The 15,463-nt window shown below is 34.6% G+C and carries 16 protein-coding genes; 11 read left to right on the top strand and 5 right to left on the bottom strand.

Annotation, left to right across the window (positions count from 1 at the left end):
- Window positions 1–27: 27 nt before the first annotated feature.
- The 4 genes from pyrI (at window position 28) to ACKPCA_RS03415 (ending at window position 3,515) form a co-directional block, all read left to right on the top strand.
- Window positions 28–486, top strand: a complete 459-nt coding sequence (gene pyrI, locus ACKPCA_RS03430) for an aspartate carbamoyltransferase regulatory subunit (protein ID WP_321281409.1) — start codon at window positions 28–30, stop codon at window positions 484–486.
- Window positions 487–572: 86 nt separating this feature from the next.
- Window positions 573–1,232 (top strand): hypothetical protein, encoded by a 660-nt coding sequence (locus ACKPCA_RS03425; RefSeq protein WP_321281408.1) that lies wholly within the window; start codon window positions 573–575, stop codon window positions 1,230–1,232.
- 245 nt (window positions 1,233–1,477) lie between these two features.
- Entirely contained in the window at window positions 1,478–2,980 is a 1,503-nt protein-coding gene (locus ACKPCA_RS03420) for a dihydrolipoyl dehydrogenase family protein (protein ID WP_321281407.1), read from the top strand.
- Between the two features lie 220 nt (window positions 2,981–3,200).
- Window positions 3,201–3,515 (top strand): hypothetical protein, encoded by a 315-nt coding sequence (locus ACKPCA_RS03415; RefSeq protein WP_321281406.1) that lies wholly within the window; start codon window positions 3,201–3,203, stop codon window positions 3,513–3,515.
- Window positions 3,516–3,565: 50 nt separating this feature from the next.
- On the opposite strand, the gene ACKPCA_RS03410 is transcribed toward ACKPCA_RS03415, so the two are convergent.
- Window positions 3,566–4,381 (bottom strand): FKBP-type peptidyl-prolyl cis-trans isomerase, encoded by an 816-nt coding sequence (locus ACKPCA_RS03410; RefSeq protein ID WP_321281405.1) that lies wholly within the window; start codon window positions 4,379–4,381, stop codon window positions 3,566–3,568.
- Window positions 4,382–4,701: 320 nt separating this feature from the next.
- Between ACKPCA_RS03410 and ACKPCA_RS03405 the strand changes: the two genes are divergently transcribed.
- The 6 genes from ACKPCA_RS03405 (at window position 4,702) to ACKPCA_RS03380 (ending at window position 9,471) form a co-directional block, all read left to right on the top strand.
- On the top strand, window positions 4,702–5,319 hold the full coding sequence (locus ACKPCA_RS03405) for a hypothetical protein (protein ID WP_054719942.1): 618 nt from the start codon (window positions 4,702–4,704) through the stop codon (window positions 5,317–5,319).
- A complete protein-coding gene (locus ACKPCA_RS03400; RefSeq protein ID WP_054719939.1) occupies window positions 5,316–5,606 on the top strand; it encodes a winged helix-turn-helix domain-containing protein in 291 nt (96 codons plus the stop codon). The genes ACKPCA_RS03405 and ACKPCA_RS03400 overlap by 4 nt, the downstream gene beginning before the upstream one ends.
- Before the next feature lie 52 nt (window positions 5,607–5,658).
- Window positions 5,659–7,002, top strand: coding sequence for a cell envelope integrity protein CreD (creD, locus tag ACKPCA_RS03395; RefSeq protein ID WP_321281402.1), 1,344 nt, complete (start codon window positions 5,659–5,661; stop codon window positions 7,000–7,002).
- Window positions 7,003–7,026: 24 nt separating this feature from the next.
- On the top strand, window positions 7,027–7,410 hold the full coding sequence (locus ACKPCA_RS03390; protein WP_321281401.1) for a diacylglycerol kinase family protein: 384 nt from the start codon (window positions 7,027–7,029) through the stop codon (window positions 7,408–7,410).
- A gap of 52 nt (window positions 7,411–7,462) precedes the next feature.
- Window positions 7,463–8,674 (top strand): L-2-hydroxyglutarate oxidase, encoded by a 1,212-nt coding sequence (gene lhgO / locus ACKPCA_RS03385; protein ID WP_321281400.1) that lies wholly within the window; start codon window positions 7,463–7,465, stop codon window positions 8,672–8,674.
- A 65-nt stretch (window positions 8,675–8,739) separates the two neighbouring features.
- Complete coding sequence (locus ACKPCA_RS03380; protein WP_321281399.1) at window positions 8,740–9,471, top strand: class I SAM-dependent methyltransferase; 732 nt, start codon at window positions 8,740–8,742, stop codon at window positions 9,469–9,471.
- 216 nt (window positions 9,472–9,687) lie between these two features.
- Here ACKPCA_RS03380 and ACKPCA_RS03375 read toward each other — a convergent pair whose 3' ends face one another.
- Window positions 9,688–11,301, bottom strand: coding sequence for a dipeptidase (locus ACKPCA_RS03375; RefSeq protein ID WP_321281397.1), 1,614 nt, complete (start codon window positions 11,299–11,301; stop codon window positions 9,688–9,690).
- 726 nt (window positions 11,302–12,027) lie between these two features.
- On the opposite strand from ACKPCA_RS03375, the gene ACKPCA_RS03370 reads away from it, so the two are divergent.
- Window positions 12,028–12,429, top strand: coding sequence for an endonuclease domain-containing protein (locus ACKPCA_RS03370; RefSeq protein ID WP_321281395.1), 402 nt, complete (start codon window positions 12,028–12,030; stop codon window positions 12,427–12,429).
- A 316-nt stretch (window positions 12,430–12,745) separates the two neighbouring features.
- Here ACKPCA_RS03370 and ACKPCA_RS03365 read toward each other — a convergent pair whose 3' ends face one another.
- From ACKPCA_RS03365 to ACKPCA_RS03355, 3 genes are all read right to left on the bottom strand, one after another.
- The gene (locus ACKPCA_RS03365; protein WP_321281392.1) at window positions 12,746–13,282 is read right to left on the bottom strand and encodes a hypothetical protein; all 537 of its coding nucleotides are present in this window, start codon (window positions 13,280–13,282) and stop codon (window positions 12,746–12,748) included.
- Between the two features lie 178 nt (window positions 13,283–13,460).
- Window positions 13,461–14,234 (bottom strand): DUF1883 domain-containing protein, encoded by a 774-nt coding sequence (locus tag ACKPCA_RS03360; protein WP_321281390.1) that lies wholly within the window; start codon window positions 14,232–14,234, stop codon window positions 13,461–13,463.
- Window positions 14,235–14,332: 98 nt separating this feature from the next.
- Window positions 14,333–15,067 carry a DUF6261 family protein gene (locus ACKPCA_RS03355; RefSeq protein ID WP_321281389.1) on the bottom strand — a complete coding sequence of 245 codons (735 nt, stop codon included), beginning with the start codon at window positions 15,065–15,067 and terminating at the stop codon, window positions 14,333–14,335.
- Window positions 15,068–15,463 lie beyond the last annotated feature (396 nt).

Genomic DNA, 15,463 nt, shown 5'->3' with positions numbered 1-15,463 from the left:
TATTCACGCTTAAAAGAACATCAAAATATGAACGCAAAAAAAGAATTACAAGTAAGTGCGATCGAAAATGGAACTGTAATTGACCACATTCCTGCAGAATATCTTTTTCAGGTAATCAATATACTTGGACTAGACAATTGTAATAATTCTGTAACCTTCGGGAACAATCTTGAAAGTAAATTATTAGGTAAAAAAGCCATCATTAAAATTGCTGATAAATTCTTCGAAGATGACGAAATCAATAAAATTTCATTGATTGCTCCTCATGCTAAACTAAACATCATCAAGAACTACCAAGTAGTTGAAAAGAAAATTGTTGAGTCTCCTGACAAAGTGATTGGCATTGCAAAATGCATGAATCCAAAATGTATTACAAATGTAGAGGCTGTTACAACCAGATTTAAGGTAATTGAAAAAACTCCAATTACTTTAAAGTGCCACTATTGTGAAAAAATTACTGATCACAAACATATTGAAATCATTTAATTGCATTGTGATTTTCTTGTTAGTTAAAAAAGCCCCTAGTGGGCTTTTTTTATTTTTCTACCTTTGCTGCAAATTATAAATTGATCATGACACAAAATACAGAAGAGTTAAGAGAGTTGGTTTCTGCCGCAATAGAGAATGGACAAAGTGGAAAAATTAAAGCTTGCAAATCAGCTTTGCGCAATATTTATTCCACCATTAAGAGTAATCCATTTCTGCTTTGGGAAGACTCTTATGTGTCTCAATTGGGTAAGGCTATTATCATGATGATTCATTGGGATATGCTTGATGATGAAGACGAAAATATTGGATTGGCTCATCTTGCATATCTCTATATTAGTAAAGCAATTGAAAAGGAAGAAAGCCTGCAGCCTGAAAGTGATAAATGTGAACTTTTTCGCTTAAGAAAAGACAGAATTATAATAATGAAAAGCTTTGATGATTTCTTTGTAGAAAGTTTACAAAACTTCTACTTCGCAGATAATAAAGCTACTGATTTAGATACTTACAACGAGCAAAGAAAAGCAGTTCTGAGTAGATTGCCATTTATGCAATTTTCGGATATCTACCTAATTGAACAAGATTATCCAAACCTACGTGATGATGAGTTTCTTTTGGAGTTGGCAAATATGATTGAACATGATCAAGAATTTACCAACGAAAATTTAAATGAAGCCTTCCTGCTTCATAAAATACTGTATAAATTCACATACGAACAATTGAAAAATGGAGAATTGACTTACTAATCAAGTTCATATATTAGATTGTAGAGACGTACATTCATGCGTCTCTTTTTTTATCCAACAAGTTCATTTCATAAAAAAAGACTTTTTTATCTGCAAAACATATCATTGTTTACAGAAGTTGAATTTTTCTTTCTATCTTAATGCTTTAAAAGCATAGGAGCATACAAAATCGCTGAATTTTTCCTATGTAAGGTTTGATTTCAAACAAAATATTATCAGCAAAAAACAATAAACAACAGCATTTTATGAGTACAGAAAAATACGACCTTGTTGTATTGGGAAGTGGTCCTGCAGGCTTCTCGGCAGCAATGCGTGCAATTGATTTTGGCAAATCGGTTTGTCTAATTGAAGCACAACACCTTGGAGGAGCTGGTATCATGAACGGAGCTCTAACCTCAAAAGCAATGTGGGAACTTTCCAGAGACTATTCAATTGCCTCATCTGTTATGAGAGGTTACAGGGCTTCAGGCTTGAATGTAGATTACAAACAAGTACAAAAAACCATTATGCAAGCTGCTAAACAAAAGCAATTGCAAATGCTATCGCAAATCGAAACCTATGCCGAACCAAATGAAAAATTTGGAAATATCACTTTAAAGCATGGTTGGGGAAGATTTATCGATTCACATACCATTGAAATTAAATCCGAAAAAAACACAGAGATCGTTCATGGCGATAACTTTATTATTGCCACCGGATCAAGGCCTCGTCCAATGCCTGACGTTGAAATCGATCAGGAAAGAATTATCGATTCGGAAGGAATCATGAAACTAAAAGAGTTTCCTGAGCGGATGATCATATTAGGTTCGGGGATTATTGGTTGTGAATTCGCTACCATTTTCTCCAATTACAATCAAACCGAAGTGCACCTACTCGACAGGCAGCACAAGGTAATTCCTTACGAAGATGATGATTTAAGTAGTTTTGTATCTAAAAACTTGGAAAATAATGGTGTAATTATCCACCATACAGCCAATTTAAGATGCATTAGAAAACGACCAGATTTTCTGGAAGTTGTACTTGATTATCAGGATGGACATTCTAAAGTAATTGAAGTGGATGTTGCACTGGTAGCAATTGGTAGAATCCCAAATTTAGACAATATTGGTCTTGAAAATGTTGGAATTGAAAGAACAGATCGAGGCTATTTGAATATCAACGAGGTTTGTGCAACCGATGACTTTAAGGCATGTAATATTTTTGCGGCTGGTGATGTTTCAGGTCACGCTCAACTCTATTCAGTTGGAGAACTTCAGGGAAGATATATTGTAGAAGCTCTATATGGAAACCTGGAATATCCTTTAGACTATTCGAACATGTCTACTTTAATGTTCTTTAAACCAGAGGTAGCTGCAGTTGGATTAAACGAGAAAGCTTGCCAGAACAGAGGTATTCCATACAAAGTTGCCACCTACTCAAACTCCTTGGTAAACCGTGCAGTTGCAATGAGAGCTATTGATGGTTTCATTAAAATTATTGTAAGTGATGATGGCAATGATCGAATTTTAGGAATGAGAGCCGCTGGTCCTCAAGCATCTACATTAATTACTTCGATTGCATACCAAATTACCCAAAAAGGTACCTTAAAGGATATCCGACACAATGTTCACCCTCATCCAAGTATTAGCGAAGGAGTACAGGAATGTTTAAGGGTTTTCGAAGAAAAATCAATATACAAACCCAAAGCATTTCCTGATTTGATAAAGCTGAAAAGCTGGAAACCAGAGAAGGTAAAAGAAGTTAAATAATAAAACAACACCCCAAATACAATTTGATATTTGGGGTGTTTGCATTTATGAATTGATTATTATTCAATTTTATCCGTAAAGTCATATATACGTAATTAGCCAATATGTTTTGAAACAAAATATTCTATTATGGAAAAAAGATAGATTAGGGAATAGAGAATTGACCTTATGCACTGATTTTTGTAACTTATAATTGGTCAACAATCAATGAATTAATCAGATGAATTACGTAGAACTAATAAAATTAATTACCCATGGAGAATGGAGAAATGTAGAATCGCAAGAAGTCTGCTCTTTCTTTTGGACCGAACCTGATCAATCCATAAACATCAAATTCATTTCAGGTAAAAAAGCCGGCAAAACCGACTCACATAAATTCGTTAAATTGTACTTGAGTAAAGAACAGCAAGATGACTGTCACTATTTGCAATTTCAAAGCAATTTATTCACTAGCAAATTCAGTTTAAAATCGGAAGATAGCCACCTGTTTGTCTCCTCAAAAGTATTTGGTGAAATGGAGTTGGAAAAGTTATAAAACAAAGATGCCCAACCAAAAGGCTGGGCATATATCATTTTAAGTTTGATCTACTTATTATTAGAATGCTTTTTACTCAATTCAATCATTTTTTCTTGCATCATCTTATTTTCAGGATTGCTTCTTAAAAGAATTTCCAATTGATCTTTGGCAGTAAGGTATTCTTCCATACTCTCCAAAGACAATACATTCCTGTACTTTAGTCTATCATCCTTGGCCAATTCCCCAATTTTTGTGGCATAATTGGCTGCTTTCTCATGCAAGTTATCTTTTGTAAGCAATTCCCAAACCCTGTTTAATTGCTCGCTATCGGTATGATACAGATTGGCCTCCTCACCTTCAACAATTCTTTGATAAGTTGCAATGGCGTCTTCCAGAGATTTCTCTTTCATATCGGCATACAACAAATCAGACAAAAACTTTTTAGGGGCTTCTACCTTAATAACTTTAAACTGATTGTAAATCAAAGTTGCATTTGGAGGAATCACATCTCCCGCTCCCTTTGAACCATAAGCCAAAGAATCTGGAAGAATTGCAACAACTTCATCTCCTTCACGAAGCAACATGCTCACTTCCGTAAAACCTTTTATCAAACGTGAATAATCAGCTACATAAGTAAATAACGAATCAGGTAACTCATTGGTATTCCAAACCACCTTGCCATCCACCTGAAGGCTTAAATAAGCGCCTACTTTGCAGCCGGTTTCAACCTTTCGGCCCTCACCCTTTTTAAGATAGAAATACTTTAAACCACTGGCAGTTTGAATGGTATCACCCAAAGCAATTTCTTTATTGGTTGATTTTTGATTGTTACAGGCACTTAGCATTACCAGTGCCGTAAATAAAATGGAATAAATCGTTTTCATAGTGTTGTTATTATGTGGTATCTGTACATTCAGAACATCAAATGTACGAAATATTGAAATGGTGGAATTAAAATAACTTATGGAATTTTATCCTGAAATTTTCTACGAACTAAAGTCATACATTACCATTTGGCATCATGTATTTGGTTTTGCTCATCCTGATTTATCAAACTACACAAACGCAGTGAAGCATCTCATTCCAAAAAGCTTAACACCTATTTTGAATAACTATAATCATAAAACTTTAAGCATATTTGAATATTATTTTTGGAGAATAAAAAAAATTACATATTTTTACTTTGAATTTCAAAGTACTTTTTATGAATCAACAAAAATACATTGATGATTTAAATGAAATTAAAGAGATGATGAACAAGTCATCTAAATTTATTTCATTGAGCGGTTTATCAGGAATTTCGGCAGGAATTATCGCCTTGGCAGGTGCCTATTTTGCGTGGATCAACATCTACTCTGAAACTGGCTACCAAAATTTTGATCGCGCTAAATTAAGTTGGGAACAAATTATCCAACTGTTAGGGATTGGTATAATCACCTTACTGCTTGCTGTTGCCTTTGGAATTTTCTTTACTCGCCTAAAAACCAAAAAGACCAAGCAAAACATATGGGATTCTCAAACCAAAAGATTGCTAATCAATTTGCTTATCCCCCTTTTAAGTGGTGGAGTATTTTGTCTGTTGATATTACTTAAAGGTTACATTGGCTTAATTGCACCCTTAACTTTGCTTTTTTATGGTTTGGCATTGGTAAATGCAAGTAAATACACCCTAACAGAAGTTCGAAGCCTTGGAATCCTAGAAATTATATTAGGATTAATTGCTACATACTTTATTGGTTATGGCTTGATATTTTGGTGCATTGGATTTGGAATCCTACACATTGTTTATGGCATTATAATGGAAGTAAAATACAAGTCGTGAAAGATATTTTAAAAGATTTAAATAAAGCTTTTGAGAACCGAATTCGACTTGGAATCATGTCGGCTTTGGTGGTAAACGATTACTTGGATTTTAATGCCTTAAAAAACCTTTTAGGCGTAACTGATGGTAATTTGGCCAGCCACCTAAAGTCTCTGGAAAAGACTGAGTACATTCGCGTTCAAAAAGAATTCTTAGATCGCAAGCCAAACACCAAGTATAGTGCTACAAACGAAGGAAAAGCAGCATTCTTAAAACACATAAAAGCCATTGAGCAACTATTGAAATAATTTTTTTTACCATTTTACTTTGTATTTCAAAGTACTTTTAAAAACACAAAGCATGAACACAGAACAATCACCATTCGAAAAATTTGGCCGCTGGCTAAAACAATCCGTTGGATTAAAACTTTCTACAATTACCATTCTTATGCTTCTGCTTCTTATTCCAGCAAGCATGATTAAATCTATAATCCACGAAAGAGAAAGTTTAAACAAATCGGTACTTCATGAAGTAAGCTCCAAATGGGCCAATGAGCAACAAATTAATGGTCCCATATTAACCATTCCTCTGCTATACGAATACCTCAACAATAAAAATGAGACAATCAAGCAAACCAAACTCCTACACATTCTACCAGATCAATTAAATGTTAATGGAAATATCGAACCAAAAACTTTAAAACGTGGTATCTACGAGGTGGTTGTTTACCGCAGTAAGCTAAATATTGCCGGGAAATTTGATTTGAATGCAAAAATTGATCAAAGTGGATTGAAAGAGATTCAATTCGACAAAGCTTTTATAAGCATAGGTATTTCTGACCTAAGGGGAATAGAAGATCAAATTCAACTCCAATGGGGAAAAGAAAAAATATCCGTTCAACCAGGATCACGATTACCCAATATGATGCCCTCTGGTGTAAGTCTTGATGTGCCGAATTTGGCAGAAGATTTTACCAAAATGGTCAGCTTTTCTTTCGATCTAAATCTTCAGGGTAGTCAAAATCTTTCCTTCATACCAGTTGGAGGAAGTACACAAGTCCAGCTTCAATCTCCATGGTCCTCTCCTAGTTTCAATGGAAACTTTATTCCTAAAACTCGTGAAGTTAGCGATCAAGGCTTTACAGCCAAGTGGAAAGCTTTATTGCTTAACCGAAACTACCCTCAATCATGGGTAGATAGAAACATGGCCGACAGAATGCAAGAATCAAGTTTTGGTGTAGATTTAATTATGCCTTTGGATGATTACCAAAAAGCCACTCGATCGGCTAAATATGCAGCCATGACCATCTCCTTAATTTTTCTGGTATTCTTCCTGGTTGAGATTCTAAATGGAAAAAAAATCCATCCATTTCAATATACTTTGGTAGGTTTAGCGCTTTGTCTTTTCTATGTTCTGTTGATATCCATTTCGGAACATACCAATTTTAATATTGCATACCTGATTTCGGCTGGAGTTAGTTCCTTGCTCATCTCTCTTTACTCAACAAGTGTTTTTAAGTCATTAAAATTTACGGCTATACTGTCCTCAACGATTCTAGGAATTTACACTTTTCTTTTTGTAACGCTTCAACTTGCTGATTATGCCTTACTAATGGGTAGCATAGGATTGACAGTTATTCTTGCCATAACCATGTTCTTTACCCGAAATATCAATTGGTACAAATTACATGTGAGTGCTGAATAATTCCATTTAAAATCCGATTGAGAAATGAATAAAAAAAGCAAATTCTCCATAAAGGCCAGACTTAACAGTTTTAAACATGCTCTGCGAGGTTTAAAAATCGCAGTTAAAGAAGAAGATAATGCCAAAATTCATTTGGGTATTGGAATTATCATGTACATACTGTCTGCCGTTTTAAAGCTAAAAAAGATGGAAATCGTTGCGGTACTTTTCTCAATTGGATTTGTTGTAGTAGCAGAACTCTTCAATACAGCTATCGAAAATCTATGCGATTTTGTTCAACCAAATGATCACAAACAAATCAAGAAAATAAAGGATATTTCAGCTGCAGCCGTGTTACTAAGTGCTATAACAGCTTTCCTGGTAGGATTAATTCTTTATTTACCCAGGCTGATTTGCACACTCTCTTAAATTGCAAAGTTTTCGTAACTTTTACTTTAGCTTATAAAATATTCCAGTTGTTATGAGTAAAATCTATCAATACGATTACATCATCATAGGTGCAGGTATAATTGGATTAACATTGGCCAAGGAATTGATGTCAAAATATCCGCAAAGCACTATCGCAATTCTGGAAAAGGAAGAGGATGTTGCCAAACACGCAAGTGGTTTGAACAGCGGTGTTTTACATGCTGGATTCTATTATACTTCGGATTCTTTAAAAGCTCGATTTTGTGTACAAGGAAATCAATTGATGAAATCATTTTGTAAGGAAAATAATATTCCTGTAAACCAATGCGGTAAAGTTGTTGTTGCTGCCAATGCTGAAGAATTACAAGGATTATATGAATTGGAAAAGCGAGGCAAAAAAAATGGCGTTGATGTTGAGTTGATTGAATTAGATAGACTAAAAGAGATTGATCAGAATGCAAAAACCTACCAAAAGGCTCTCTACTCTCCTACGACAGCAAGTGTTGATCCCAAATTGGTTTGCTCGAAACTTAAGAATATTTTAATAGAACAAGGTGTTCAAATCAATTTCTCAACCAAGTGGAAGAGAATAAAAAACAATATCATATACACCAACAAAGGACAATACGCTTGTAAGTTTTTAATTAATGCAGCCGGTTTGTATGCTGATAAAATTGCCAAACAATTCGGATTCGCAAAGAACCGAATAATAATTCCTTTTCGGGGAAATTATCTGGTGTATGGCAGTAAAAAGCATTCAATAAAAACACATATCTATCCGGTTCCAAATCTTTTAAATCCATTTTTAGGGGTACATTACACTCTAACGGTAAACAACAAATTAAAATTGGGACCAACATCAACACCTGCATTTTGGAGAGAAAATTACAAGGGATTATCCAGATTCAATCTTCAGGAATTCTTGCAAATTATATACTATGAGTCAAAGTTATTTCTTTTCAATTCATTTAATTTTAGACGTTTGGCCATTTCCGAAATTAAAAAGTACAATCGAAAATCTTTTGTTCGACTAGCCAAACATTTATCACACAATTGTGATCCTACATCTTTTGATACCTGGTCTAAACCCGGAATCAGGGCTCAATTGCTCAATACAAAAACATTAAAGCTGGAAATGGATTTTATTGTAGAAGGAGATTCAAATTCTCTACATATTCTAAATGCAGTGTCGCCGGCTTTTACATGTAGTTTTGCGTTTGCAAAATACCTTGTATCGGAAAAATTGCAAAAAACGATCGATTAACGAAAAACGGGACAATAGAATTCATAAATATTTCTAATTTTCACATTTAAATTGAATATCACATCATGGACTTCTACCAAAGTATCTCAAAATATTACCAATACATATTTCCTTTGAATAAAATGCAGCTTGATTTTATTGGCAAAAGCCATCCACAAGCAAAAGATCAACTTTCCATTTTGGATATTGGCTGTGCCATTGGTGATTTATCATTAGAATTAGCCGAATCTTATCAGAAGGTCATTGGCATCGACTTGGATAAAGGAATGATTGACAAAGCAATCACAAAAGGAAAGAATTACAAAAACCTTGAATTCCATTTGCAGAATATGCTGGAACTTGATACTGCTTTTGAATCAAATTCATTCGATATTATTGCCTGCTTTGGGAATACCTTGGTGCATTTGAATTCAAATGAAGAAGTCTTGCAATTCTTTCGAAATGCAAAAGCCGTTTTAAAGAAAGATGGGAAACTTCTTTTTCAAATCATCAATTACGACAGAATCATCGATCAGAAAATTGATCACCTGCCTACCATTGAAAATGATGTCATAAAGTTTGAACGCAACTATAAATATCATTCTTCACTGGGAAAAGTTGATTTTGAAACCATACTAAGTATAAAAGAGAATGACAATAGTATTCAAAACTGCATTGCTTTATTGGCGCTTAGAAAATCAAAAATTGAAGAGCTTCTGCATAAAGCAGGCTTTTCAAACATTTCTTTTTTCGGAAATTTTAAACGGGAAAATCTCACAGAAAACAGCATGCCTTTAATTGTTGAAGCTTACAATTAATACTTAGTATAAAGCAAACCGAAAAATACCTGCAAATGTTTAAAGAGTTTGCAGAAGAGCAATAAGATATTTAGAAATAAAGTTTCACGCAAAGAAACGCTAAGTCATAAACAAAGAACGCAAAGATGAGATTCTTATAGCTCATAACTTTGCGTTCTTTCCGTTAATGCATTTTGCGACCTTTGCGAGAAATATCCCAGCAGTCTTGTACTTTTTTTAGAATCCTAAACCAAATCTTCCCCAATATTCATTCTCCAATTCTTTCCAGCGTAGCATTGTAGCTCCTGTAAAATCTTTGGTGAATTTATTTAGAAGTGTGCTTGCTTCTTCTTTCTTGCCTTCTTCTAAAAGCTTCTTGATTTTAGCTTCAAAATACTCAGCATCGCTAAAACCTTTATCTTCAAAGTAAGCAACTTCTTCCATCATGCCTTTTCTGGTTTTTTGCCATTGCAAAGTAGCCAATTTGTTAGCCTTTCTGTATTGCCAGATTGCAGCATCTTCTCTGTAACGTTTTTGTCCACAGAAATTAAAGCTCTCAGGAAGTTTTGTGGTTCCAGAGTAAATTGGAATACGTGGACTTTGTCCTGGATTATCAAAAGAGAACCAAGCTCTACCACCAATTTCATCAGGCAACCAATCTCTCAACTGAATGATGTGTGAATAAGAACACCATGCAACAGCAACCGTTCTTTGATACTCGATGGTTCCCTCTTTAAGGAAGTTACGCAAGTTTCTGTGATCTCCTGTTGGCCATGGGTGAGCATTCGGAGCGATAATGGTATCCGCACCAATCACCTCTTTCTTATCGTTGTATTTTTTCTTCACCACTTTTAGGTTTTGAGTCATATCATACTCAGTACCCTCATAAGTTTCGCGATACAATGCAATTACGTCGCGTACAGAAACTTTCTGATCTGGTTTTACAGAGAATGGCAATTCATCTGCTTCAAAATCCAATTTCAACGATGGAGCCAAAGCATTTAAGATGAAAAACTCACGAATCTTAAATGGCTTATCTACCTTACCATAAGCTTTCCAGAATTTGAAATCTTCTTTGCCATCCCATCTTTTAAGGTTCTTTGCAACAGAGAATACATTATCTGAATACATGAAGTAATCCTTGTTCTTTTTCTCTATTTTACCGATTCTTGAAATATTAGCCGATACACCAACATGATCATCAGGAATACGCTGAGCAGCCCAAACCCCTCCGATATTATCAGGGCCTTCGCCAAAAATTTCCATTTGCCAAACCTCATGCTTGTCTGCAATCGTGATACACTCACCCCAATCGCCATAACCATACTCTTTGATTAATTTGCCGATTAATTGAATCGCATCGCGAGCAGTAGTACAACGCTGTAAAGCAATACGCTCCAACTCTTCAATCAGGAACATTCCTTTTTCGTTCACCAATTCTTTAGGACCAACAATGGTAGTTTCACCAATTGCCAATTGCTTTTCGTTCAAACATGGATAAGCAGTATTTAAATATGCGTAAGTTTCTTTCGCTTGTGGAATGGTACCTACAACATTCATTTTTCTTCGATCCCAAGCAGTTTCAGTTTTCAGGCTACCCTTGTACACTTCCATGGTAGTATCATTCTCGAACTTCTGTCCTTTTTCAACCTCTAACCAGGTTCTGTATCGTCCATCACAAGTATGACTTGTAATTACAGATCCATCGGTTGATGCCTTTTTACCCACCATAATACTAGTACAACTCTCTCCAAAAAACGGATCGTTTACCTGATCTAAAACTCCTTGTGCAACAACACTTGCCGGCAATATGCAAAGCATGGCAAATGCTGCGAATAGTAACTTTTTCATGTGTTTGTTGTTTAAATGTATGCCTCAGTTTTAAAATTGAGCTCTAAAAATAATTTTTTCTCATTATTCTACCAATTGTACAACAAAATGATTGATAATGCTTTTAAACAAGTATGATATTTATGGGTTCAACACCCTACTTGTTGTTGGAAACTTACCATTTGAATAAATACCGATTATATATTTCCTCCACCCTTTAGTCTGTCAGCAGTTTGTTCACATACAATTTTCGCATTAATGTTTGCACGAGCTCCTCTTCGTTCCGGTTCCCTAGAAGGCAAACCCTAAGATTAATGGCATTTTAAAATCAAGCACTGTCCTATAAACTTTAAGCCTTCCCCTGCTAGGGGAAGTGCCGATAGGCGAAGGGGTGCAAAACAAACTCAAAAACCTCACTTTTAAGATTCATTAACTTTTGTTTAATGCATTTAGCACTCTTCTTCCCTACATTTGTAACATACAAAACAGAGAAGTTTTTTCATAGATTAGATTTAGGTTAGTAAATAGTGGTTAGAGAAAATCCCGAACTTTTAAAGTTTCGGGATTTTTCTTTGGTAACAATTAGATTCTAATTTTATTGAATTTGATATGGGTTTCCTCCACCCTTTTGCCTGTCGGCATTTTCCCTAAGAGGGAAAAACTTAACTTGAAAATTAGACAGTTGATTATTTTTTATTGAATTTCCTGATGCAATTTTTTTCTAAATTTATTGGAAATACCTTTATCATGAAATATTCAGATATCAAACAATTTAAACAAACACTTCGAAAAAAAGCAACACCTGCTGAACAAGTACTATGGAGGCACATTAGGAGAAGACAATTAAAAGGTAGAAAATTTTTAAGACAACATGCTATAGTTTATGATTCGAATAATAAGGATCATTTTTTATTTATACCTGATTTTTATTGCAAAGATGAACAACTTGCCATTGAACTAGATGGGAAAATTCATAATTTTCAGAAAGCAAAGGATCAAAATCGAGATGAAATATTAAGAGATCTGGACATTACAGTCCTACGAATTAAAAATGAAGAATTAAGCGATATTCAAAAAGTACTTGATAAAATTATAAGTCACTTTAAACAAAATGATGATGATCCTGTTTTTAAAAGGAAAACACAATAACTGCTTAAAACTTACTTGCACCAAATTTGATTCCTTTCTTATTCTCTCAAAATTAAGTTTTTCCCTTCCAGGGAAAATCCCGACAGGGAAAAGGGTGCAAAACAAACTCAAAAACTTCACTTTTAAGTTTCATTAACTTTTATTCAATCCATTTAGCACTCTTCTACCCTACATTTGTAGCATACAAAACAGAGAAGTTTTTTCATAGATTAGATTTAGGTTAGTAAATAGTGGTTAGAGAAAATCCCGAACTTTGAACAGGTTCGGGATTTTTCTTTGGGATAAGTAATTAAAAACTTTCGCAACCGTAGTTTTATCACATCAATGTCTTTGCTTTCTCTATAAGAGATAACAATTTAGGAAAATCATCCTTTTTTAAAAAGACATACGATTTTCCATCATATTTTTCCAATTTCAAATAGGTGGCCCAATCACCATTACTCCAATAGCAACCTGCCTCAAAACCACCTCGACTTTGAAAAGTAACTTCCGTGTAATTTGTTGGAGTAGAAGCAAACACCTTTTCCTGAATCATTTTAATTGACTTTATTAATCCGTCAATCTCATCAGCATCTAATGATGCAATTTTTGTATCAGAAGAGTAATTACCCGCTACTTCATATTCAAACCTTAAAGCACTCACCGATTCATTTGAAATCAAATCAGAATAATGTATAATCTTAATTTCAGCTTTCTTCAGTGTACCAACATCAATAAATTCTTTTTCTATTAGAGTTCCTGATTTTGAAGAAAATTTTTCTGCGTTACTCAACTCTTTTTCTTTAGTGCTAGTTTGTCCGTAGCTTAGATTAAATACTAAAATTGCTGTTAGTACAAATAATAATTTTTTCATTTGAATTAAATTAATGGTTTTACTATTATGGATTTAGTTACCTCTGCTAGTTCAAGCTTGTAGTACATACTCTTCCTAATCAGAAATAATAATGAATCAACACCCCAATGAGTCTTAAAACTGTACTCAAGAATTTCTTTACTTCCCACCTAGAATTAATTTATTTCTTCTTGTTCTACTAATTAGAAATAACTTCTGCAATTTCTTCCGCAATTTCTTCTATTGTATAAACAGCAGTATTTCTCGCAACTTTATCTGCCATGGATGGACTATATTCAATTACTTCTTTTTTAGTAATATTGTGCCAAATTGGTAGTACTATTTGCTCACCACTTATCTCCTTTGTTATTATCCCATCAAGTTCATAATTAGTCCAACCTTTTTTTATAAAATCCTTAGATAAAACTACTATCCCAAATCGACTATTTGCTAGTCCTTTATCTATTTTTCTTCTTAAACTATCTCCGATTTTCAATTCAAATTCATCATACCAGACATTTAGACCTTCAGCTTGCAGTGCATGAGCTAAAGGTCTAACAACTTCATCTTTATCTTCTGATGCATGTGATATAAATACATCATATTTCCGAGTAATAGGTTCTTCACCAAATCCAGTAGGAATTTCCCTGTCTTGCACCAAAGAAGGTGTAGTTGATAAAGGTGCTTGTCTTGCATCAGGAAGCCTCCCTGGTAGAACCTTAACAGAAGAACTTACTTTTCCTGAATATCCCCCTAAATCTACAGTTAAATACCATGTACCAGAATTAGGCACTTTGACTCTATAAGGAGATTTTCTCACATAACCACCATAATAAGTATGTCTACGACCAGCCCTGTAACTCTGAAAGTTTGAACTATTCATAAGTTTAATATTTGCTGCATTTCCTTTTAATGTCACTTCAACAACTTCACCACCTTTCAAATGTCCTAAATTATATTTTTGAAACTGCATAATTTATCATTTATAGTAAATAATGGTTATTTATTAAAAGTCTAGTTCAAAACAAAAGCCTCCACCACTGTGAAAGCCTTTGCTTCACCATTCTAATTTTAAATCACTTCGGCATCTGCCTCGGCCTCACTTTCGGTGCGGCGGCGTTTTACCTTTTCGTTGTTACTATCGATTAATTCTGAAATGGTTTGGGCGGTAGCCTTGTAAGTATCAGGCTTAACCTTTGTCATGGTATTCATGTAGCCCACCATATTGTCGTTCAATTCTTTTAAGGCAGCTTTCTTTAGCTTACTGGCTGTTGCCAAATCTTGCTTGGCTCCTTCGCCTTCGGCTTGTTGCAATGCCACCGTTTCAAAATCCTTTTGAGCGGCAGTTAAGGCTGCAACCAAATCGGCAACACCTTGCAATTTGGCATTGGCTGCTGCAATATCAGGTTTAGCCAAATCGTTGAGTAAGGAATTGATTTCAGCCGATTCTTTTGCCTGGTCATCAAACTGAATACCTAAACCATACTGATCCAAAACATCATAAACCACAACAGCAGCTTCTTGTACTTCTGCTATTGGAATATGAGTGTATCCCTCAACCAATTTAAATAAAGAGCGGATAACCATATCGCGAGCATGGTCTTTATCGGCCATCTGCGAAAAAACTTGCAATCGCTTCAAAGCCTCTGTCAGCGAAGTATCATATTCGCCAATTGTTTTAATTACCGAGCTTAAATAGGTATCGGCAGTCCAGTCGTTCTTTGCAAATGCAGCTACAATAAGGGTTAACAATGCACTAACATCGCCATTGCGACTACTTGTTGAAACTTTCTTAATCAATGTCATAGTGTGTGATTTTTAGTTAGTAATTATTGATTATTTCAAAACTTGTTTTCTGCATTTCCTAAACTGGCATTCCAAAATGTCATTTTTTGCTTTGCCTAAACTGGCATGGGTCAAAAAGTCAATTTTTCAAGCTTTACCTAAACTGGAATCGTTCAAAAAATCCATTTTTTGGGCTTTACCTAAACTGGCATTGAGCAAAAAATCAATTTTTCGAGCTTTGCCTAAATCGGCATTGGGTAAAAAGTCTATTTTTTGAGCTTTGCCTAAACAGGTACGAGTCAAAAAGACAATTTTTGGCCTTTGCCTAAATGAGCATGGTATAAAATTCCTTATTCTCGTGCCTACCTCTCACAATTTTCACTCTCCAAGCCTATCAAATTTATATTATTATTTTTA

It is taken from the genome of Marinifilum fragile (assembly GCF_963677365.1).
Classification (GTDB): domain Bacteria; phylum Bacteroidota; class Bacteroidia; order Bacteroidales; family Marinifilaceae; genus Marinifilum; species Marinifilum fragile.
The sequence above is the reverse complement of the archived record's forward strand: the minus strand, read 5'-3'. Positions and strand labels throughout refer to the sequence as shown.